The sequence below is a fragment of the Microtetraspora sp. AC03309 genome (assembly GCF_020826795.1).
GTDB lineage: Bacteria > Actinomycetota > Actinomycetes > Streptosporangiales > Streptosporangiaceae > Microtetraspora > Microtetraspora glauca.
This window is the reverse complement of sequence record NZ_JADDIL010000113.1, coordinates 1-19,982: the sequence shown is the minus strand read 5'-3', so window position 1 is coordinate 19,982 and position 19,982 is coordinate 1. Positions and strand designations below refer to the sequence as shown.

At 70.7% G+C, this 19,982-nt stretch carries 22 protein-coding genes and 2 pseudogenes; 9 read left to right on the top strand and 15 right to left on the bottom strand.

The features are described 5' to 3' along the window. The first annotated feature begins 96 nt into the window (after nt 1-96). Entirely contained in the window at nt 97-1,236 is a 1,140-nt protein-coding gene (locus IMZ11_RS39305) for an Mrp/NBP35 family ATP-binding protein (protein ID WP_061259338.1), read from the top strand. A gap of 117 nt (nt 1,237-1,353) precedes the next feature. Here IMZ11_RS39305 and IMZ11_RS39300 read toward each other — a convergent pair whose 3' ends face one another. The 4 genes from IMZ11_RS39300 to sigE are packed head-to-tail and all read right to left on the bottom strand — an operon-like array spanning nt 1,354 to nt 4,249. Then, nucleotides 1,354-1,713 carry a sec-independent translocase gene (locus tag IMZ11_RS39300; RefSeq protein ID WP_061259339.1) on the bottom strand — a complete coding sequence of 120 codons (360 nt, stop codon included), beginning with the start codon at nt 1,711-1,713 and terminating at the stop codon, nt 1,354-1,356. A gap of 56 nt (nt 1,714-1,769) precedes the next feature. After that, complete coding sequence (locus IMZ11_RS39295) at nt 1,770-3,023, bottom strand: S1C family serine protease (protein WP_228648093.1); 1,254 nt, start codon at nt 3,021-3,023, stop codon at nt 1,770-1,772. Between the two features lie 27 nt (nt 3,024-3,050). After that, entirely contained in the window at nt 3,051-3,614 is a 564-nt protein-coding gene (locus tag IMZ11_RS39290; protein WP_061259341.1) for an anti-sigma factor, read from the bottom strand. Beyond that, nucleotides 3,611-4,249, bottom strand: coding sequence for an RNA polymerase sigma factor SigE (sigE, locus tag IMZ11_RS39285; protein WP_061259342.1), 639 nt, complete (start codon nt 4,247-4,249; stop codon nt 3,611-3,613). Before sigE ends, IMZ11_RS39290 begins: the two co-directional genes overlap by 4 nt. A 151-nt stretch (nt 4,250-4,400) precedes the next feature. On the opposite strand from sigE, the gene IMZ11_RS39280 reads away from it, so the two are divergent. Next, nucleotides 4,401-5,036 carry an O-methyltransferase gene (locus IMZ11_RS39280; RefSeq protein ID WP_228648091.1) on the top strand — a complete coding sequence of 212 codons (636 nt, stop codon included), beginning with the start codon at nt 4,401-4,403 and terminating at the stop codon, nt 5,034-5,036. Between the two features lie 26 nt (nt 5,037-5,062). Here IMZ11_RS39280 and IMZ11_RS39275 read toward each other — a convergent pair whose 3' ends face one another. Further along, a complete protein-coding gene (locus IMZ11_RS39275; protein WP_374463204.1) occupies nt 5,063-6,469 on the bottom strand; it encodes a M17 family metallopeptidase in 1,407 nt (468 codons plus the stop codon). 73 nt (nt 6,470-6,542) lie between these two features. Then, complete coding sequence (locus tag IMZ11_RS39270; RefSeq protein WP_082777371.1) at nt 6,543-6,710, bottom strand: DUF3117 domain-containing protein; 168 nt, start codon at nt 6,708-6,710, stop codon at nt 6,543-6,545. 179 nt (nt 6,711-6,889) lie between these two features. On the opposite strand from IMZ11_RS39270, the gene IMZ11_RS39265 reads away from it, so the two are divergent. After that, nucleotides 6,890-7,681, top strand: coding sequence for a PaaX family transcriptional regulator C-terminal domain-containing protein (locus IMZ11_RS39265; protein WP_228648087.1), 792 nt, complete (start codon nt 6,890-6,892; stop codon nt 7,679-7,681). Nucleotides 7,682-7,939: 258 nt separating this feature from the next. Next, nucleotides 7,940-8,743: an enoyl-CoA hydratase-related protein gene (locus IMZ11_RS39260; RefSeq protein WP_228648085.1), complete on the top strand. Its 804-nt coding sequence runs from the start codon at nt 7,940-7,942 to the stop codon at nt 8,741-8,743. Between the two features lie 22 nt (nt 8,744-8,765). On the opposite strand, the pseudogene IMZ11_RS39255 reads toward IMZ11_RS39260, so the two are convergent. After that, a pseudogene (locus tag IMZ11_RS39255) lies at nt 8,766-9,278 on the bottom strand (DNA-3-methyladenine glycosylase I); the annotation flags it as partial. Between the two features lie 2 nt (nt 9,279-9,280). Beyond that, a complete protein-coding gene (locus IMZ11_RS39250) occupies nt 9,281-9,997 on the bottom strand; it encodes a hypothetical protein (protein WP_228648081.1) in 717 nt (238 codons plus the stop codon). 43 nt (nt 9,998-10,040) lie between these two features. Between IMZ11_RS39250 and IMZ11_RS39245 the strand changes: the two genes are divergently transcribed. After that, nucleotides 10,041-10,325: a hypothetical protein gene (locus tag IMZ11_RS39245; protein WP_228648079.1), complete on the top strand. Its 285-nt coding sequence runs from the start codon at nt 10,041-10,043 to the stop codon at nt 10,323-10,325. Here the strand turns inward: IMZ11_RS39245 and IMZ11_RS39240 are convergent. The 7 genes from IMZ11_RS39240 to fdxA form a co-directional block, all read right to left on the bottom strand. Next, nucleotides 10,302-10,889: a TIGR00730 family Rossman fold protein gene (locus tag IMZ11_RS39240; protein WP_228648077.1), complete on the bottom strand. Its 588-nt coding sequence runs from the start codon at nt 10,887-10,889 to the stop codon at nt 10,302-10,304. The genes IMZ11_RS39245 and IMZ11_RS39240 overlap by 24 nt on opposite strands. Nucleotides 10,890-11,042: 153 nt before the next feature. Next, a complete protein-coding gene (locus tag IMZ11_RS39235) occupies nt 11,043-11,840 on the bottom strand; it encodes a TIGR00730 family Rossman fold protein (protein WP_228648075.1) in 798 nt (265 codons plus the stop codon). Between the two features lie 202 nt (nt 11,841-12,042). Next, nucleotides 12,043-13,107 carry a succinyl-diaminopimelate desuccinylase gene (gene dapE / locus IMZ11_RS39230; RefSeq protein WP_228648096.1) on the bottom strand — a complete coding sequence of 355 codons (1,065 nt, stop codon included), beginning with the start codon at nt 13,105-13,107 and terminating at the stop codon, nt 12,043-12,045. Between the two features lie 18 nt (nt 13,108-13,125). Then, nucleotides 13,126-13,932, bottom strand: coding sequence for a hypothetical protein (locus tag IMZ11_RS39225; protein WP_228648073.1), 807 nt, complete (start codon nt 13,930-13,932; stop codon nt 13,126-13,128). A gap of 10 nt (nt 13,933-13,942) precedes the next feature. After that, on the bottom strand, nt 13,943-14,560 hold the full coding sequence (locus tag IMZ11_RS39220; protein WP_228648071.1) for a DUF4178 domain-containing protein: 618 nt from the start codon (nt 14,558-14,560) through the stop codon (nt 13,943-13,945). An 11-nt stretch (nt 14,561-14,571) separates the two neighbouring features. After that, nucleotides 14,572-15,651, bottom strand: a complete 1,080-nt coding sequence (gene dapC / locus IMZ11_RS39215; protein WP_228648068.1) for a succinyldiaminopimelate transaminase — start codon at nt 15,649-15,651, stop codon at nt 14,572-14,574. 68 nt (nt 15,652-15,719) lie between these two features. Next, entirely contained in the window at nt 15,720-16,046 is a 327-nt protein-coding gene (fdxA, locus tag IMZ11_RS39210) for a ferredoxin (RefSeq protein WP_061259353.1), read from the bottom strand. Nucleotides 16,047-16,208: 162 nt separating this feature from the next. Between fdxA and IMZ11_RS39205 the strand changes: the two genes are divergently transcribed. The 4 genes and pseudogenes from IMZ11_RS39205 to IMZ11_RS39190 form a co-directional block, all read left to right on the top strand. Next, on the top strand, nt 16,209-16,367 hold the full coding sequence (locus tag IMZ11_RS39205; protein ID WP_308066902.1) for a hypothetical protein: 159 nt from the start codon (nt 16,209-16,211) through the stop codon (nt 16,365-16,367). Nucleotides 16,368-16,440: 73 nt separating this feature from the next. Then, nucleotides 16,441-17,517: an ABC transporter substrate-binding protein gene (locus IMZ11_RS39200; protein ID WP_228648066.1), complete on the top strand. Its 1,077-nt coding sequence runs from the start codon at nt 16,441-16,443 to the stop codon at nt 17,515-17,517. A gap of 57 nt (nt 17,518-17,574) precedes the next feature. Continuing rightward, nucleotides 17,575-18,351 (top strand): class I SAM-dependent methyltransferase, encoded by a 777-nt coding sequence (locus IMZ11_RS39195; protein WP_061259356.1) that lies wholly within the window; start codon nt 17,575-17,577, stop codon nt 18,349-18,351. A gap of 67 nt (nt 18,352-18,418) precedes the next feature. Further along, a pseudogene (locus tag IMZ11_RS39190) lies at nt 18,419-19,982 on the top strand (hypothetical protein); the annotation flags it as partial.

The window sequence follows — 19,982 nt, the reverse complement described above, 5'->3', positions numbered from 1 at the left end:
GCCTCACCAGCACACCCCCCGCGGTACGGCACACGCGACGGTGAAGTGCCGCTCCCGGTGTTCGGAGGACAGTGGCCGACTCCATAGCATGGATCCATGGCACCGACCCCAGAATTGGTGACGGCGGCGCTGGCGACGGTCAACGACCCGGAGATCCGCCGGCCGATCACCGAGCTTGACATGGTCAAGAGCATCGATATCTCCCCTGACGGGGTGGTGCGCGTCGGCGTGTTCCTCACCGTCGCCGGCTGCCCCCTGAAGGACACCATCACCCGGGACATCACCAACGCCGTCTCGAAGATCGACGGTGTGACGCGCGTCCACGTGGACATGGACGTCATGAGCGCCGAGCAGCGCAAGACCCTGCAGACCAAGCTGCGCGGCGACCGGGCTCCCGAGAAGGAGATCCCGTTCGCCAAGCCCGGCTCGCTGACGCGCGTGTTCGCCGTCGCGAGCGGCAAGGGCGGCGTCGGCAAGTCGTCCGTCACCGTGAACCTCGCCGCCGCCATGGCCGACTCCGGCCTGAAGGTCGGCGTCGTGGACGCCGACATCTACGGCCACTCCGTGCCGCGCATGCTCGGCGTGAGCCAGCGACCCACCAAGGTCGAGGACATGATCATGCCGCCGGTGGCGCATGACATCAAGGTCATCTCGGTCGGCATGTTCAAGCCCGACGGCAACACTCCCGTGGTGTGGCGCGGCCCCATGCTCGACCGCGCGCTGCACCAGTTCCTCGCCGACGTCTTCTGGGGCGACCTCGACGTCCTGCTCATGGACCTGCCCCCGGGCACCGGTGACATCGCCATCTCCGTGGCCCAGCGGATGCCGTCCGCCGAGATCCTGGTCGTCACCACCCCGCAGCAGGCCGCGGCCGAGGTGGCCGAGCGGGCCGGTTCCATCGCCGCGCAGACCCACCAGCAGATCGCCGGCGTCATCGAGAACATGGCGTGGCTGCCCTGCCCGCACTGTGACGAGCGCATCTCGGTGTTCGGCGAGGGCGGCGGTCAGAGTGTGGCCGACGGGCTGACCCGCATCCTGGGCTCACGGGTGCCGCTGCTCGGCCAGGTTCCCATCGACATGCGGCTGCGCGAGGGCGGCGACGAGGGCAAGCCCCTGGTGCTGACCGACCCCGACGCCCCGGCCGCGGCAGAGCTGCGCCGGATCGCAGCCGGGCTGAGCAAGAAGTCCACCAGCCTCAAGGGGCTGAAGCTGGACATCTCTCCCGCCGGTCGCTGATTTCATCACCCCGCCCCGGGCCCGTTCACGACTGTGAGCGGGCCCGAGTCGTTTCCTGCCCGCGCGGAGCCTGTGCGCCGCGCCCGTACGCCGGTGTTCGATAGGGGAACGTCCGGCCTAGGTCGCCTCGGTGTCGTACGGCGGGATCTCGCCGAAGCCGAGGTCGCCGCCCGGGGACACCGCCCCGGCCGCGATGGGGACGGCTGCCGCCGCCGGCGCCGCGTTCCAGTCGTTCTCGACGTCGTCGAGCAGATGCTTGCGCACGAACGTCTTCGGGTTGAGGTCCGCGGGGTCGAAGTTCTTGAACTCGGGCCCGAGGTTGGCCTCGAGATCGGCCTTGGCGTTGTTGGCCATCTGGCGCAGTTGCCGGAGCGTACGCCCGGCCTGCTGGGCCGCCTGCGGCAGCTTCTCCGGGCCGAACACGAGCAGCGCGATCACCACGAGTGCCAGGATCTCTGGCCAGCCCAGTCCGAACACAGGTGATCTCCTTTTCCAGGAACAGCTGGTTTCAGACTAATAGCACCGCAGTGGTATTACGACGGCCGTGCCGTCACGGCCGGAGCCGCACCGACGGTGACGGTCGCGGTCTTGTCCTCGCCGTCGTGCTGGAACTTGATCGCGATCCGGTCGCCGGGAGCCTTGCTGCGGATCGTCACGATGAGCTCGCGGCTGTCGCCCACAGGCTGCCCGTCGACCTCGAGGATGACGTCGCCGGGCTTCAGGCCCGCCTTGTCCGCCGGACCGCCCGGGGTGATGGCGGGCTCGCCGCGGTTCGCTCCGGAGGCGATCCGCACACCCTGGCCCTGGTATTCCTGGTCGATGGTGATGCCGATCCGGGAGGTGCGCGCGGCACCCGTCGTGATCAGCTCCTGGGCGACTCTCCTCACGTGGTTGATGGGGATCGCGAAGCCCAGGCCGATGCTGCCGGTCGGCTGGCCGAGCAACGCCCCGCTGCCCAGCGTGGCGATGGCCGAGTTCACCCCGATCACCTGGCCGGACGCGTTGACGAGCGGGCCGCCGGAGTTGCCGGGGTTGATCGCGGCGTCCGTCTGGATCGCGTTGATCAGCGCGTAGTCGGAGCCGGTCTCGCCGCCCGCCTCGACCGGCCGGTTGAGCGAGCTGACGATGCCGGTGGTGACGGTGCCGGTGAGGCCGAGCGGCGAGCCGACGGCGATGACGGGATCGCCCACCACCACGCCGTCGGAGTTCCCCAGGGTGATCTCGGGCGCCCCGAACGTCTCCTCCGGCTTCACCACGGCGATGTCGGAGTTCGGGTCGCGGCCGACGATCTGGGCCTTGGACGACCTGCGGTTGTTGAACCGGATCCGGATCTCCCCGCTCTGGGCGGCGACCGCGACCACGTGGTTGTTCGTCACGATGTAGCCGCCCTGGATGACGAAGCCCGAGCCGGTCCCCGCCTCCTGGTTGCCCTTCACCTCCAGCGAGACCACGCTCGGCAGCACCCGGGACGCGACCCCGGCGACGGACTCGGGCGCCCGCGAGGTCGAACCGGTCGGCACCGCGCTCATCCGGTACGACGGGTCGGTGCCGGACGGCGGCCTGGTCAGCAGGTAGGTGCCGCAGCTGCCCGCCGCCCCGGCCACCAACGCGATGACCACCGCGAGGGCGAGATACAGGCGCACAGGGGGCCCACCGGCCGTACGCGCCGGAACGGGCGGATACGGCGGCGGAGGCCCCCAGCCGGGGCCCAGGCCGGTCGCCTGGTAGGGCGCGGGAAGGAAGTCAGGCCGCTCGGGCGGGTCGAACGCACTCGTGTCGTCGGTCATCCGCGCGGTCCCTCCTGCGTTCGAATGTCATCGAGCGAGGTGGGAGCGCAAGCTCGGCGACGGACTAGGCGTCGGGCTCGTCTGAGGCGGTGCGATGTTCTGCTGCGGGTTGACGAACTGCACCGGAGGGTTGTGGGTCTGCTGGGCCCCCGTGCCGCCGACGATGAACATCGTACCGAGCGCCACCGCCGCGGAGGCGACCCCCACCGCGACGTATCCCGCCCGGCGTGTACGGCTCGGCCGTCCGGGACCTGAGTGCCCGCCACCCAGGCGGGGGCGGTTGTCCAGCGGCGCGATGCCGTGCTGCATCGCCGGCAGTCTGGTGGAGGCGAAGGCCGGGTGGTCCGGGAACGGCCGCATGCGCGGCGGGATCGGCCCTCCCGGCTCTGACATGCGCAGCAGGGACATGGTGAGATCGACCGGCATGGCCGGCGGCTCGATGGACCGCAACCGGCTCTTCAACGCGCGCATGGCGTCGACCTCGGCACGGCAGTCCGCGCAGAAGGTCAAGTGGGCCAGCGCCCGCTCCCGTTCCCTGTGACCGAGTTCGCCGTCGATGAGCGCGGAAACGCGCTCGCCAAGATGACTCATGCACCCTCCTTGCTGAACGAAGGGGGGAATTGGTCACCGTTCCTGTTCGCTCCCGGGGCGCGGTGGTCGAGCGCCTCGCGCAACTGGGCGCGACCCCGGTGGATCCTGCTGCGCACGGTGCCGAGCTTCACTCCCAGCGTCGCCGCGATCTCCTCGTACGACAGTCCCTCGATGTCGCACAGCACGACGGCGGCGCGGAACTCGGGCGCGAGCGCGTCGAGCGCCGCCTGGATGTCGTGCTCCAGGTGGGCGTCGTCGTACGCCTGCGCCGGCGACGGTTCCCGGCCGTGCAGCCGCTCCGCGGCGTCGTCGGCCAACCCCTCGAACCTGATGCGCTGCCTGCGCCGTGCCATGTCGAGGAAGAGGTTCGTGGTGATCCGGTGCAACCAGCCCTCGAAGGTGCCCGGCGTGTAGCTGGACAGCGAGCGGAAGACCCGGACGAAGACCTCCTGCGTCAGGTCCTCGGCGTCGTGCACGTTGCCGGTGAGGCGGTACGCGAGCCGGTAGACCCGAGCGGAATGCGTTCTGACGACCTCCTCCCAGGTGGGAGGCGTCCAGTCGGACACGGGGGCGTCCGCCTGGTGGTCGTGGTCGTCCACCGGGAGTCCTCTCTGCAGGATCGTCGCTACAGCCATAGTGCCTGGTTTCGCCCCTTCCTGCGCACCGCGATCGAGCGGTCTCTACAAAGACCGTTCAAAGCGTGCAACGTCCCCGTTGTGGCGTGAGTTCCCGTTCGACCCCGACTCCCTTAGGCTGCGACAAAATGCAGGAGGGAAGGAGAGGCCGATGGCGACGACCCCGGCCAGCCTGGCCTACGCGGAGGAGTTCGTCCCCGAGGACGAGATCCTGCAATCCGCGCGCCGGCGCGGCATCGAGGTGGGAGCGCCCCCGATCCTGCCCGGGGGCGGGGCGGCGCTCTGCTTCCTCGCCACCGCGATCAACGCCCGCTCGGTGGTCGAGGTCGGCACGGGCTGCGGCGTCTCGGGACTGTGGCTCCTTCGCGGCATGCGTCCGGACGGCACGCTGACCAGCGTCGACTCCGAGCCGGAGCACCAGCGCCTGGCCCGCAAGACGTTCGCGGACGCCGGTTTCTCCGGCAGCAAGATCCGCCTGATCGGCGGCCGCGCCCTCGACGTGCTCCCCCGCCTCGCCGACGGGGGATACGACCTTGTCTTCTGCGACGCCGCCAAGCAGGAGTACGGCGACTACCTGGCCGAGTCGGTACGGCTGCTGCGCCCGGGCGGGATCGTCGCGTTCGACAACGCCCTCTGGCACGACCGCGTGGCCGACCCCACCCAGCGCGACCCGGACACCGTCGCCGTCCGGGAGCTGGGCAAGCTGGTCCGCTCCGACGACCGGCTCCGCCCGCTGATGCTGCCACTCGGCGACGGCCTGCTCGCCGCCGTGAAGCTGTCCCAGTGAACTGTCCAGCGGGCTGTTTCAGTGACCTATTTCACTGACGTCAGATAGTGCAGCAGCAGCCGTACGCCGAACCCGGTGCCGCCCTTGGTGATCTCGCCGTCGTCGGCGCTCGACCGCGCGGGCCCGGCGACGTCCATATGCGCCCACGGCCGGCCGCCCGTGAACTCCCTGAGGAAGAGGGCGGCGGCGACCGATCCCGCCGACCCCGACATCCGCCTGTCGACGTTGGCCAGATCGGCGATGTCCGAGTCCAGGTCGGCGCGGTAGTCGTCGATCAACGGCATCCGCCACAGCCGGTCGCCGGTGGCCTCCCCCGAGGCCAGCAGCGCCCTCGCCAGCGCCTCGTCGGTCGCGTAGAGCGCACCCAGCCGCAGCCCGAGCGCGACCTTGGCCGCGCCGGTCAGGGTGGCGATGTCGATCATGGCGTCGGGAGCGAGTTCGGCGTCGGCGTAGGCGAGCGCGTCCGCCAGGACCAACCGGCCCTCCGCGTCGGTGTTCAGCACCTCGACGGTGCGCCCGCCGTACTGGGTGATGACGTCACCCGGCCGCTGGGCGGAGCCGGAGAACGCGTTCTCCGCGCACGCCACGAGACCGGTGACCCGCACGGGCACGCCGGCCGTCGCGAGCGCCCCCATGACGGCGATGACGGTCGCCCCGCCGGCCATGTCGGTCTTCATCGTCTTCATGCCCTCTTCGGGCTTGAGCGACAGACCGCCGGTGTCGAACGTGATGCCCTTGCCGACGAGGACGACGTGCCGGGTCGCCCCCTCGGGCGCGTACGAGATCTCCACCAGCCTGGGAGGGCCGGCCGAGCCCCGTCCGACCGCGCGGATGCCGCCGAAGTCGACGAGCTCGGTGTCCTCGCGGAACCCCAGCCCGGCATCGGCGGCGACCGACCGCGCCTGCTCCGCGAGCCAGGCCGGGGACTTGACCGACGCGGGGGTGTTGATCAGGTCGCGGGCCAGCGACGTCGCGCGGGCGATCGTCTCACCCCGCCGCAGCGCCTCCTCGTCCCCTCCGACAAAGACGATCTTCGGCGCCGTACGGCTCACACCGATCCGGAACCTGTACGACGCGAGCAGCGCGCCCTCGGCCAGCGCGGCGGCGTCGGCGACCTCCGGCACCCGGATCCAGACGGTCGCGCCCCCCTTGATCTTCCTGACCACGGATGCGCCGGCTCTGCGCAGGTCGGCGGCCGAACCGCCGCCGATGCCGTACAGGAGGACGCGGCGGATGCCCGAGCCGAGCGCGACCGGGACCTCGACGACCTCTCCTGGATCCCCCTTGGCCTCGTAATGGGCCAGCAGCGCGTCCACCGGCAGGGGAAGCTCCGCCGGAGGAGCGAGATCGCGTCCGAACGGCACGGCGACGAACTGTGCGTCGACGGCGGGCTCGGCGGCGAAGGTCGGCGTGGTCTCTATCGGCACAGGCACCTCCAACAAGGCGGCCCCGGCACCGGGAACATCCCCGCCGCCAGGGCCGAAAATCGAACAGGTCGGCTGGGAGTCAGCCGACCACCTTCTTCAGTGCGTCTCCAAGGGCGCCGGCCTCATCCGCCGAGAGCTCGACGACGAGCCGGCCGCCACCCTCGAGAGGGACCCGCATGACAATGCCCCGGCCTTCCTTGGTGACTTCCAGCGGACCGTCGCCAGTCCGCGGCTTCATCGCCGCCATGCGTGCATCCCTTCCCACGTCGCCGGCTGCCCGGGGGTGGCCGGCTTATTCACGTCTTGTGTGATGGCCTATTATCCCGCCTCTGAGCTTAAAAAGGTAACGACCATGCCCCGTACAGTCGATCAAAGGACGTCGGATATGCATTGTCGACGGCAGATCCTGACAGCACACTGGGTGGGGTGAACGCCCGAGCCGCGCTTTTCGATCTCTACGGAGACCATCTCCGTACCCGCGGCGCTCGCGCGTCCGTGGCCGCCCTCGTCCGGCTGCTCGCGCCTCTCGGCATCGCCGCTCCGGCCGTGCGTACCGCGATATCGCGGATGGTCCGCCAGGGCTGGCTCGCTCCGGTGCGGCTGCCCCACGGCCCCGGGTACGCGCTGACCCCGAAAGGCGTGAACCGCCTCGACGAGGCGGTGGCGCGCGTCTACCGGGTGGGCCCGGTGAGCTGGTCCGGCCGGTGGCACCTGCTGGTTCTCGAACCGGTACGCGACCGGCCGCGACGGGAGCGGCTCCGCGCGGACCTGGCGTTCCTCGGCTACGCGCCCCTCTCGGAGACCACCTGGATCGGCCCCCGCCCCTCCCCCGAACTGGACACGCTGCGGATCAGCGCCGACAGGTTCGACGCCACCCTCGCGGGCGATCCGCGCGAACTGGTGGCCCGCGCCTGGGATCTCGACGCGATCGGCCGGGCGTACGAGGAGTGGCTGGCCGACGCGGAGGTCCTCGTCGGCTCGCTGCCCGACGGCGCGTCCGACGACCAGGTCTTCGCGGTCCGGAGCAGGCTTCTGCACGGCTGGCGGAACTTCCTGTTCCGCGATCCCGGGCTGCCCGCCGAACTCCTGCCCCCCGCGTGGCCGGGAGAGAAGGCCCGCCTCTACTTTGAGCGGGAGGCCGCTCGGCTGCTGCCGGCCGCCACCGCGTTCATCGACCAGAACATGGATGGAGCACTTGACGCCTTTCCCCACGGCTGAAGCCGGAGCATTCCGACCCTCACGGGTCGGGTTTCCCGCTTCACCGGCGGTCGCCGTCGCGGTCAAGGCGAGGGACGGGGAACCGCCCGACGGTCCCGCTCAGCCCTCACAGGCTTCGCTTTCCGCCAGCCCGGCGGTAGGTCCCGCGGCCGGGTTCTCGCCGCCGGACAGCCGCCACGACAGCCGACAACCCGCGGCACCGTGCCGCGTTTCCTCCTCAGGGCCGAAGGCCGGGGACTCCACACCGAAGGAGATGCGATGACCGCCACCGATGACGTCGCCGACGAGGTTTCCTACGAGTTCGGCGACGGAGTCGCCACGATCACGCTGAACCGTCCGGACGCCATGAACTCGCTGACCACCTCGATGAAGTCCGCGTTGCTCGCCGCCGTGGAACGGGCCAGGGACGACGCGTCCGTACGCGCGGTGCTGCTGACCGGCCGGGGCCGCGGCTTCTGCGCCGGGCAGGACCTGCGTGAGCACGCGGACCTGCTGGAGCGCGGCCTCGGACTCGCCGACACGGTGCGGCGGCACTACAACCCGATCGTGCGGGCGCTCACCTCGATGGAGAAGCCGGTCGTCGCGGCGGTCAACGGGGTGGCGGCCGGCGCGGGCGCCGCGCTGGCGTTCGCGTGCGACTTCCGGGTGGCCTCGGACAAGGCGAAGTTCGCCATGGCGTTCACCGGGATCGGCCTCGCTCCGGACTCGGGCGCGTCCTGGACGCTGCAGCGCCTGATCGGGCCGGCCCGGGCCCGCGAGTTGCTCCTGCTCGGCGACGTCGTGGACGCCGGCCGCGCGCTGGAGCTGGGCCTGGTCTCCCGGGTCGTCCCCGCCGACGAGGTGATGACCGTGGCCCGCGAGCTGGCCGTACGACTGGCGCAGGGGCCCACCCGGGCGTACTCGGCGACCAGGAAGGCGCTGGACTACGCCGCCTCGCACTCGTTGTCGGAGGCGCTGGATCTGGAGGCGGACCTTCAGGAGGAGTGCGCGGCCACGGCGGACCACGCCGCGGCGACCAAGGCGTTCCTCAACAAGGAGCGGCCCCGCTTCGAGGGGCGCTGACGGCGTCCCGCACCCAGCAGTCGGCCAGATGATCGTTGACCAGCCCGATGGCCTGCATGAGCGCGTAGGCCGTGGTCGGCCCGACGAAGCGGAAGCCGTTCTTCTTGAGCTCCTTGGCCAGCGCCGTGGATCCCGGCGTACGGGCCGGGAGTTCGGCGCCGGTGCGGGGCACCGGCGCGGCCGGATCGGCGTACTTCCACACCAGGTCGGACAGCCCGCCGGGCAGGTCCAGCGCGGCCCTCGCGTTGGCGAGGGCCGCCTCGATCTTGGCGCGGTTACGGACGATGCCCGCGTCGCCCATCAGCCGCTCCGCGTCCGACTCGTCGAACGCGGCGACCTTCTCGATGGAGAACCCGGCGAAGGCCGCGCGAAAGTTCTCCCGCTTGCGCAGGATGGTCAGCCAGGACAGACCGGACTGGAACGCCTCCAGCGTGACCCGCTCGAAGACGCCGTCGTCGCCGTGGACGGGTCGGCCCCACTCGTCGTCGTGGTACGCGATGTAGTCGGGCGCCGAGGTGGCCCACGCGCATCTCATCATCATGCGTCCTCCCAGGCCCCGTTGGCGGCCGCCGTCGCGACCTGGGGGCGGGGCTCGACGCTTTCGGCGTTGTGGGCGCTGTCGGATGTCTTCGTACTGTCGGTTTCTCCAGCGCTTTCCGTCGTGCCGGCCTTCCCGATCTTCTCGATCTTCTCGGTTTTCCCGGCGGCTTCGGCAGCGGCGGCTTCGCCGGGGTCCGCGTGATCGGCGTCGTGGGCGTCGTGGGCGTCGTGGGCGGGCTCCGCGGGCTCCGCGTGATCGGGCTCGTGGGCGTCGTGGGCGTCGTGGGCGGGCTCCGCGGGCTCCGCGGGCTCCGCGGGCTCCGCGTGATCGGGCTCGTGGGCGTCGTGGGCGGGGTCCGCGGGCTCCGCGTGATCAGTGGGCCGGGCGGGCTCGGAGGAGTCCTCAGGGCGGCCGTACAGCCGCTCCGCGAGCACCTGAGCGAGGCGCTGCTCCAGGGCGGCGATGTGGGCGTCCCGCTCGCTGAGCGAGATCGCGGCCCGCTGGAGCGTCGCGTCGACGGCGTCCGTCTGGTAGCCGACGAGACCGATCGGCAGTTGCAGCCCGGCCAGGTCCGCGGCGTCCATCCGCCCTGCGGGGAGGACGAGCGGTGGCGTGTCTGGCGTGAACTCGGCCAGCGCGCCGCCATGGCCCTGCGAAACCTTTACCGCGCAGCCTACGACGGCGAGCGCCGCGAGGACGAGAACGACCAGCACATACGAATCGTGCCACAAGTCCCATCCGTGGGAGCATCAAAGCATGACGGTGGTACTCGGCCCCGATGACGCGATTGACCCGAGATGGGCGTGGGCCGGCTCCGTGGCCGAGGTGTCGGGCCTCGTCCGGGCCGGCCGTACGGTCGCCGTGACCCTGCCCGAGGACGCGACCGAGGCGATCGCGACGGCCGCCGTCTTCGCCTGGGCAGGGGCGCGGGTGTTCCGCACGACCCCGGAGACGGCCCGGGACGTACGGCTCGCGGTCGAGATGACCGACTCTCTGGCCGGACGGCGGCCTCCGGCCCTAACTCGGCGTGGCCTCGCCTAGCTCCTCCGGAGTGGGGCGGAGCTCCAGGCCCGGCTTCTCCAGGAGGTCGAACGCCTCCTGGACGTCCGCCGTCCAGGAGATGGCGTCGAAGACGCCCGGCCGGGTGAAGCCCTGGTCGTACATACCGTCCACCAGGTCGCGCAGCGGCGTGTAGAGCCCCCACGGGTCGAGCAGGACCAGCGGCTTCTCGTGCATGCCGAGCACGCGGGAGGTCCAGATCTCGAAGAGCTCCTCCAACGTGCCGATGCCTCCGGGGAGGACCAGGAAGGCGTCGGACCTGGCGTCCATGAGGCCTTTGCGCTGCCGCATGTCGTCAGTGACGATCAGCTCGTCCGAGTCGGTGTCGGCGATCTCGATGTCCACCAGCACCCTGGGGATCACGCCGACGGTGCGGCCGCCGCCCCGCCGGGTCGCCCGCGCGACGGCTCCCATGCAGGAGACGATCGCTCCCCCGCTGACCAGCCCGTGACCGCGCCTGGCGATCTCCTCTCCCACCTCCGTCGCGAGATCCACGTATTTGGGGTCGATCTTCTGACTGGAGGAACAGAACACGCAGATGAACATCACTCCACCTTAGAGCCAGGGGCCGGACCGAGTTCGGGACGAACCCGTGGCCGGGCCGGACTCACCGGGCCGGACTCACTGAACCGGACTCACCGGGCCGGGCACGGGCGTGGCTTTTGGGCTTGGGGTGCTGTGCCCGGCTACTGGACCCGGCTACTGGGCGTCGCCGACCGTGTGGCGGGCGGCGACCTCCTCGCGCCGCGCCGTACCGGCCTGCTGCTGCCGGTCGGCCGCCAAGATGATGTCCACCGCCGCGTCCGGGTCGTCGGTGATCTGGATCAGATCGACGTCGTGCGGGGAGACCTTGCCGGCCGTGACGAGCGTGGTGCGGATCCAGTCGATCAGCGGCGCCCAGAACTCGGTGCCCATCAGGACCACGGGGAACGAGGTGACCTTGCGCGTCTGGACCAGGGTGAGCGCTTCGAAGAGCTCGTCGAGCGTCCCGAACCCGCCGGGAAGGGTCACGAATCCGGAGGAGTACTTGACGAACATCGTCTTACGCACAAAGAAGTAGCGGAACTCGACGCCGAGATCGACGTACTCGTTCATGTGCTGCTCGTGCGGCAGCTCGATGCCGAGCCCGACCGAAACCCCGCCACTCTCCAGGGCGCCCTTGTTGGCCGCCTCCATCACGCCGGGGCCGCCTCCGGTGATCACGGCGAAACCGGCTTCGGCGAGCGCCCGGCCGAGCCGCACGCCCATCTCGTATTCCTTTGAATCACGGCCGGTGCGGGCGGAGCCGAAGACGGTGACCGCGGGCGGGAGTTCGGCGAGCGCGCCGAAACCCTCGACGAACTCCGACTGGATGCGCAGCACCCGCCACGGGTCCATGTGGAGCCAGTCCGTGGGCCCTCTGCGGTCGAGAAGCCGCTGGTCATAGGTGGAATCGGTAACCATGCTGCCGCGGAGGACGGAGGGGCCCTGGCGGCGTTCCCGGCGGATCGTAGTCATGTCGATCACGCTAGCCCAGCAGTCAAAATAATCTTGAAAAATCGCGGAACCGGGATTCAACCAGGTCACGTCTAACAGGCGAGGGTGCTGCTCGGGATGAAAGTGGCTTTCCCCGCCAAATGGCCGGCGAGGAAAGCCACTTTCTTCATTTCGGCGCCGATCCGGCCGAACAGATCCGCGCGAACAGATCTGCGCGGGCGGATCAGGACAGCCAGGCGGTCATCCGCGCCTCACATTCGATGATCTTGGAAAGTTCGGCGTGCTCGTCGCGCCGGTGCGCCAGGTTCGGATCGCCGGGACCGTAGTTGACGGCGGGGATGCCGAGCGCCGAGAAACGGGCGACGTCGGTCCAGCCGTACTTGGCCCTGGGGACGCCGCCGACGGCCTCGGCGAAGCGGGCCGCCACCGGATGGGTCAGCCCCGGCCGGGCGGCCGGGGCGGCGTCGGTGAACCGCACCTCGAACCCGGCGAAGACCTCGCGGACGTGGTCCTGCGCCTGCTCAACCGACAGGTCGGGGGCGAACCGGTAGTTGACCGTCACCACGCACTCGTCGGGGATCACGTTGCCCGCCACCCCGCCGCGGATCGCGACCGCGTTGAGGCCCTCGTGGTACTCCAGGCCCTCGACGACCGGACGCCTCGGTTCGTACGCGTTGAGCAGGTCGAGGACCGGCGCGGCGGCGTGGATGGCGTTGGCGCCCTGCCACGACCTGGCGCTGTGGGCGCGCACCCCGTGCGTGGAGATCTCGGCCCGCAGCGTGCCCTGGCAACCGCCCTCGATCAGGCCGTGCGTCGGCTCCATCAGCACCGCGAAGTCGCCGGTCAGCCATTCGGGATGGTTGCGGGTGAGCCTGAGCAGCCCGCTGCGCTCGGCCTCGATCTCCTCGCAGTCGTAGAACACGAAGGTGAGGTCGCGGTTCGGCGTCTCCAGCAGACACAGCTTGAGCATGACGGCGACGGCGCACTTCATGTCGGAGGTGCCGCATCCGTAGATGAGGTCGCCCTCCACCCGCGAGGGCAGGTTGCCCGCCACGGGCACGGTGTCCACGTGCCCGGCGATCACGACCCGCTCCGCGCGGCCGAGGGCTGTACGCGCGACGAGGGCGTCACCGTCCCTGTCGACGGACAGGTGCCCCAGGGGACGCAGCGCCTCCTCGATCGCGTCGACGATCGCCTTCTCGTCTCCGCTGACCGACTCGATGTCCACCAGACGCGCCGTCAGCGCGGTCACGTCGTCGTTCAGGTCCACATCCATGTCCAGCCGCATGGTCACCGAGCCTATCCCTCAGAGGACCCGGACCTTGCTGGCCCCGGACGCCTTCTCCGACGCCAGCCAGCCGTCGTGACCGTCGGCGGCCGTCCACGACAGTCCGTCGTACCGGATCTCGCGCAGACCGTACCGCTGGGCGTGGGTGACGTACCAGCCGGCGACCAGCCAGGCCCGCTCGGCCGCCGTGTCGTCGCCCAACTCGCGGCGCAACTGCTTGCGCGCCTCCTCCGGACGGAAGTCGACCGGCTTCTCCGGCGGCGGGTACCAGCAGCGCACCGCCTTCGGGACACGCCCGGAGAACGCGCCGGCCAGGATCCTGGCCTGCATCTCGTGCTGGGCGTACGCCGAGCCGTCCGCGGAACGCTGGACGGCCTGCGCCGCCTCGTGCAGCGACATCCTGCGGTAGTTCTTGACCTTCTCCAGGGCGACGAAGAACTTCCTGGTCGCGTAGACGGGGTCCTGGAGCTGCGCGGGGGTGCCCCATCCCTGAGAGGGCCGTTGCTGGAAGACGCCCACCGAGTCGCGGTCGCCGTAGGGCAGGTTCGCGAGCTTGGACTCCTGGATGGCCGTCACGTACGCGATCTGCAGGGCCCGCTCGGGCAGTCCGCGCCGCGCCGCGACGGCGGCGATGGTGGCGGCGATCTCCGACTGATCGATGTCCAGGTCGAGCGTGCCGTCCGATGTGGTGATCTTGCAGTGTTCCCCGAGTGCGAACGGCTTGGCGCGCCCAAGCAGGTAGTAGGCGCCGAAGAAGATGCCTCCCCCGAGGACGACGACGATGGCCACGATGGCCAGCGCCGTACGCGAGACATGTCCCCTCACTCGACAGACCTCACGAAGGCCGCTCCACCGTGATCGACCCCGGCGGCAGCGGATGCGCGTACGAGGCGGCCCACGTGCCGCCCTGGACCCGCCGGAAGGCCAGCAGCCGTCCGTCGTTCGCGCGGTAGTGGGCGAAGTCCAGCAGGCCGCGGTCGGGCAGGCCGGTGGTCCCCTCGGCGCGGAACGCGACCGTGCCGCGTTGTACGGGCGAGAACTCCGCACCCTCCATCATCAGCGTGCTCTTGGCGGGCACCATGCCCTCGGTGGGGACCGTGGTCCAAAGCAGGACCTCCAGATGTCCGGCTCCGTCGGCGCCCGGCTCTCTGCGCTCCTCCACGGACAACCACTGGTAGCGGCGGTTGCCCTCGTCGAGGAGGTATTCGGTCCGCTGCTCGCCCTGCCGGGACAGATGGAGCGCGCCGATGGCGCGGAAGCGGACACCCGCGCAGTGCACGGTGTCGGTCACCTTGATGGTGCGGGGATCGAAGTACGCGGGGCCGGGGCCCTGGACCGCTCTGGCCGGCGACGTCCGCGTCCGCCCGGACCGCGTCGTGGTGAGGAACGCGCCCAGCACGACGACGAGTGTCACGACGCTCAAGGTGAGCACCACCACTGCCGTCGCCGTCATGCCGGGCGATCCTACTGGAGGCGGAGCACAGCCGCATTTATCCGCTCATCTGTGGCGGTCACCGCGATCCGGACATGCTTCGCACCGGCCACGCCGTAGAAGTCGCCAGGCGCGGCCAGGATGCCGAGCCCGGCCAGGGCCTCCACCTGGTCCCAGCAGCCCCTGCCGTCCGTCGCCCACAGGTAGAGCCCGGCCGTGGAGTGCTCGACCCGCCAGCCCGCGCCTTCGAGCGCGGGGCGCAGCACGGCGCGGCGGCGGGCGTACCGCTCCCGCTGCTCGTCGGCGTGCGCGTCGTCGTCCAGCACCGCGGCCATGGCGGCCTGGACGGGAGCGGCCATCATCATCCCGGCGTGCTTGCGCATCTCCAGCAGCCGCTTGATCAGCGCCGGGTCCCCCGCGGCGAAGCCCGCGCGGTAACCGGCCAGGTTGGATCGCTTCGACAGCGAGTGCACCGCGAGCAGGCCCTCGTGCGAGCCGCCGCAGACGTCGGGGTGGAGGATCGAGACCGGGTTCTCCTCCCAGCCGAGCTCCAGGTAGCACTCGTCGGACGCGACCACGGCGCCGCGCTCGCGCGCCCAGTCGACGACCTTGCGGAGGTGTTCCGCCGGGAGCACCCGGCCGGTCGGGTTCGACGGGGAGTTCACCCAGACCAGCGGGACCCGCTCGGGGCCGAGCGCCAGCAGGCCGTCCGTGGCGTACGGCGTGGCCCCGGCCAGCCGGGCGCCCACGTCGTAGGTCGGATAGGCCAGCTCGGGGAACAGCACGTGCTCGCCGGGCCGTACGCCGAGGAGGGTGGGCAGCCAGGCCACCAGCTCCTTGGAACCGATGGTGGGCAGGATGTCCGCCGCGTCGACCCGGACGCCGTGCCTGCGCGCCAACCAGCCCGCGGCCGCCTCGCGCAGCCGCGGCGTGCCGTACGTCAGCGGGTAGCCGGGACTGTCGGCCGCCTCGGTGAGAGCCTTCTGCGCCACGAGGGGCACCGGGTCGACCGGAGTGCCGACCGAGAGGTCGACGATCCCATCCGGGTGCGCCAGCGCCCTCTCCTTGTACGGCGTGAGCCGATCCCAGGGGAAGTCCGGCAACGAGATCAAAGGTGCCCCCTAGTCATCACGAATCCGCCCATCGAGCCTGGACGCTCAATGGGCGGAGTCTCCCCTGGTCAGTGGTCCTCGCCCTGCGGCGGAAGCGCGGCGACGACGGGGTGGTCCTTCTCGATCTTGCCGACCTTGGAGGCTCCGCCCGGGGAGCCGAGCTCCTCGAAGAACTCCACGTTGGCCTTGTAGAAGTCCTTCCACTGCTCGGGAAGGTCGTCCTCGTAGAAGATCGCCTCGACGGGGCAGACCGGCTCACAGGCTCCGCAGTCCACGCACTCGTCGGGGTGGATGTAGAGCATCCGGTTGCCCTCGTAGATGCAATCGACGGGGCACTCCTCGATGCACGCCTTGTCCAGGACGTCCACGCAAGGCTGCGCGATGACGTACGTCACCTTCGGGCTCCTTCTGGTTGGCACGATTCGACCGCGGGTTGTTCAGACCTAGTATTGCGTTGCCCACCCACTGGCTGAAACGGGAGGGGGACAATCGGCGTGACCCCTCGGTTCGGAGCCCGGTTCGTCGTCGCGATAACCCCGGCTGACGTGGGGAAAAGGGTGACCACGCGGCGCGTGGTGCCCGGTGGTTTCGGCGATGCCGTCGGCGTGTTGGAAGCGTGGAGCGGCGGCGTGCTGGCCGTGCGCAAGCGGGACGGGACGCTCGTGGAGATCGCGGAGGAGAGCCTGGTCGCGGCCAAAGTGGTACCGCCCAGGTAAATCCCGCGCGTGCTCGGTAAATCCCGCGCGTGCCTCCTCGACCACCGGGAGCACCACGTACAGTATTCGGCGGGTGACCAAACGTGCCAGCGTTGCCGCGATCCTCCTCGTCTCGGCCGTCGCCGCCGCCTGCTCGACTTCGGCGCAGGAGCCCAAGCAACTGCCGCCCGCGAACGTGCACGCCACCGGCCTGAACGGCTTCGGCGGCATGGAGGGGCTGGTCGCCGCCGCACGCAAGGAGGGCGCGCTCACCGTCATCGGGCTGCCGCACACCTGGGTCAACTACGGCCACATCATCGAGCGGTTCTCCGAGGAGTACGGCATCAAGGTGACGGAGCTGCGGCCCGACGCCAACAGCCAGCAGCAGGTCGCCGCGGCGGCCACGAAGACGCCTCCTGACGTGTTCGACCTGAACCTGGACGTGGCGGTGGCCAACGCCGAGAAGTTCGCGCCGTACAAGGTGGCGGGCTGGCAGGACATCCCCGACGACCTCAAGGAGGGCGGGGGGCTCTGGTACGCCGCGTACGGCGGCTACATGTCCATCGGTTACGACCCGCGCAAGATGGCCGCGCCCGCGTCCTACGCGGCGCTGAACAAGCGGGGCGTCACGGTGGCCCTCCCCGGTGACCCGTTGCGCACCGCGTCCGCCTTCAGCGGGGTCATGGCGACCTCGCTCAGGAAGGGCAAGACGAACCCCGCCCGCGGAGTCGACTTCTTCGCCGGGATCAAGAAGTCGGGCGCGCTCGCCGCCCCCGACCAGGCCACGGCGGTGGTCGACTGGGACTACCTCAACCTGGCGCGTTCCGCGGCCACGACGCAGAACGGCAAGCCGACCTGGTTGGTGACGATCCCGCACGACGCGGTCCTCGCCTCCTACTACGTCCAGGCGATCAACAAGAAGGCGCCACATCCGGCCGCCGCCCGCCTCTGGCAGGAGTTCCTGCTGTCCGACGACGGCCAGAACCTCTATCTCCGGGGGTACGCCCGCCCGGTACGGATGGAGGCCATGGAGATGCGCAAGACGCTCGACCGCGACGCCGCCGGCAAGCTGCCCAAGGCGGTCGGGACACCGGTGATCCTCACGATTCCCGAGCAGGACGCCGCGAAGACCTACCTGCAGAAGCATTGGGCCCGGCAAATCGGCTCATAGCGGTCGCGAGTTCGGCGACGCCGTAAAGTGTGTCACACACGAGAATGCGAGCCGATCTTGCGATACGAAACCCCCAGTCTCACGCGGTGGAACGCTCGCGCCTACGACAGCTCCTTCGGCTATGTGTCGGCCCAGGGAGTGCCGCTGGTAGAACTGCTCGACCCGCAGCCGGGTGAGCGTGTCCTCGACCTCGGCTGCGGCACCGGCGTGCTCACCGCCGAGATCGCCAAGCGGGGCGCGAGCGTCCTGGGCATCGACGGCTCCACCGCCATGATCGAGACGGCCATCGCGCAATATCCCGGCCTGGACTTCACCATCGGATACGGCGACGACTTCACGGTGGCCCAGCCGTACGACGCGGTGTTCTCGAACGCGGCGCTGCACTGGATGAGCCGCGACCCCGACGCCGTGATCTCGTGTGTGCGGATGGCTCTGCGCCCGGGTGGCAGGTTCGTCGCCGAGCTGGGCGGCGCGGGCAACTGCGCCACGCTGACGTCCGCGATGCGCACCGCCTGGCGGGAGCACGGGCTGCGCGAGCCGGAACTCCCGTGGTACTTCCCCACCCCCGCCGAGTACGCCCTCCGGCTGGAGAAGGGCGGTTTCACGGTGCGCATCCTGGAGTACGTCGACCGCCCCACCCCGTTGGACGAGTGTCCGGGCGGCGCGGCCGACTGGGTGCGGATGTTCGCCGGATCGCTGCTCGACGGGGTGCCACCCGCACTCGTGGAACCGCTTCTGCGCAGGGTGAACGAGCTCGCCGCCCCCGCGCTCAGGCGGGAGTCCGGATGGGTGGCCGACTACGTACGTCTCCGTTTCGCCGCTGTTCGTCGCTGACGAAACTCCCGCCGTGGCAGGGGATTTGTCAGACTATGGTCTGGCTGTACAGACTGATGGGAAAGCGATGAACTTCTGCCTGAGTGACCTTGTGCCACCGCTGCGCTGGAGTGACGCTGCCCGCATCGGAACGCTGACCGCGCCGCCCCGTTCGCCGGACGTCCCTCCGGACGCCGCGCAGGACGCCTCTGCGGGCGCGCTGCCGGAGGCGTGGTGGCGTAGCCTGCCCGTCTCCCGCGTACTCGCCGTCCTCGGTCCCGAGGCGCTCGGCGAGCTGGTCACGGAGCTGGCCCTGGAGCAGTGGCCGGCCGCGGCCGTCGGTGACGTGCTCCCCGCACTCCACGTGCTCGACCCGGACGAGGCGGACGACCCCCAGGTCGCTATCGCCCTGGATCGTGCCGGATCCTGGCCGGGCCTGCTCTCGCTGTCCGCCCGCCAGCTGTCCGACCAGGCGTTCATCAGGGCCCGCCCGGTCCTGACCGCGCTGTTCACGGCCGTGTTCGTACGGCTCGCGCCACCGGGCCGGGCGGTCGCCGCCGCCGCGCGTGCCGTGCCCGAGGTCCCCGCCCCGTCGGTGGCCGTCCCGGAAAGTCCTGTGGCGCGGGCCCTGCCCGAGAGCCCGGCCCCTCCGGGCGAGAACACGGTCCCCCCGGGCGAGCCGCCTCTGGCCGCTCCGGCGGAGAACACGGCCTCCCCGGTCGAGACCCCTGCCGTCGACGCCGCTCCGGCCGAGAACCATGCCCCTCCGGGCGAGACTCCTCTCGTTGAGACGCCTCCGGCCGAGATCACGGCCCCTCCGGGCGAGCTTCCTCCGGTCGAGCTTCCTCCGGCCGAGGGCCCGCTCTCCCCGGTTGACGGGCCGGGCGATCTGCCCGAGAGCTCACACGCTCTGCCGGAGCCGGAGGACGTCCGTTCCGGAGGCTCTGTCGCACCCGCCCTCCCGGAAAGCCCGGCCCTGCCGGAAAACCTTGCCGTGCCGGAGAAGCCCGTCCTCTTGGAAAGCCCGGCCCTCCCGGAAAGCCCCGCCGTCGCGGAGGCCTCCCCCGCAAGCCCGCCCGCCGAGGAACCTGACTACCCCGCCCTGATCGACGCGGCGTTCGCCGGTCTCGACGACAGGACCTGGATGGTCGCCCAGAACCGGGTCTTCTGCGAGACACCCTCCCCCGTCGAGGAGCTGGCGAAGCTGCTGGCCGTCCCCGTCGAGGCCATCGGCGCCGTGGAGGCGTCGCTGCGCGAGCAGCTCGCCGCGTGGCTGGCCGGGCCGGACGCCGTGCCGTACGGCGAGCACGTTCGGCGGGTCGCGGAGACGCTGGGCGTCGCGGCGCCGAAGTCCCGCCTCATCGAGGCCGCGGCGTGGCACGGGCACGATCTGCCCTCCCTCGACGTGCCCGCCTGGCAGTTCGTGCTGGCCACTCTGCCGGACCACCGGGTCTCCGGAGACTGGGTGGTGGCCGGTGACCTGAACGATCTGCACGAGAGGACGCGCGCCCTCATCCTGGGCGCCGAGCGTCCGCCCACGATCGCCCGCGCGCTCGAACTGGTCGCCTCGCTCGGGATCCATCCCGAGGTCGCGAAGGAGTGGCTGGAGAACGTGCCCCAGCTCCGCATCCAGAGCGGCAACGGCTCCCGCC

Excerpts from the sequence above, each read along its gene's own strand:
- IMZ11_RS39305 (WP_061259338.1), top strand. The coding sequence starts at position 97 with ATGGCACCGACCCCAGAATTGGTGACGGCGGCGCTGGCGACGGTCAAC.
- IMZ11_RS39295 (WP_228648093.1), bottom strand. The coding sequence starts at position 3,023 with ATGACCGACGACACGAGTGCGTTCGACCCGCCCGAGCGGCCTGACTTC.
- IMZ11_RS39290 (WP_061259341.1), bottom strand. The coding sequence starts at position 3,614 with ATGAGTCATCTTGGCGAGCGCGTTTCCGCGCTCATCGACGGCGAACTC.
- sigE (WP_061259342.1), bottom strand. The coding sequence starts at position 4,249 with ATGGCTGTAGCGACGATCCTGCAGAGAGGACTCCCGGTGGACGACCAC.
- IMZ11_RS39280 (WP_228648091.1), top strand. The coding sequence starts at position 4,401 with ATGGCGACGACCCCGGCCAGCCTGGCCTACGCGGAGGAGTTCGTCCCC.
- IMZ11_RS39270 (WP_082777371.1), bottom strand. The coding sequence starts at position 6,710 with ATGGCGGCGATGAAGCCGCGGACTGGCGACGGTCCGCTGGAAGTCACC.
- IMZ11_RS39260 (WP_228648085.1), top strand. The coding sequence starts at position 7,940 with ATGACCGCCACCGATGACGTCGCCGACGAGGTTTCCTACGAGTTCGGC.
- IMZ11_RS39245 (WP_228648079.1), top strand. The coding sequence starts at position 10,041 with ATGACGGTGGTACTCGGCCCCGATGACGCGATTGACCCGAGATGGGCG.
- IMZ11_RS39240 (WP_228648077.1), bottom strand. The coding sequence starts at position 10,889 with ATGTTCATCTGCGTGTTCTGTTCCTCCAGTCAGAAGATCGACCCCAAA.
- IMZ11_RS39235 (WP_228648075.1), bottom strand. The coding sequence starts at position 11,840 with ATGACTACGATCCGCCGGGAACGCCGCCAGGGCCCCTCCGTCCTCCGC.
- dapE (WP_228648096.1), bottom strand. The coding sequence starts at position 13,107 with ATGCGGCTGGACATGGATGTGGACCTGAACGACGACGTGACCGCGCTG.
- IMZ11_RS39220 (WP_228648071.1), bottom strand. The coding sequence starts at position 14,560 with ATGACGGCGACGGCAGTGGTGGTGCTCACCTTGAGCGTCGTGACACTC.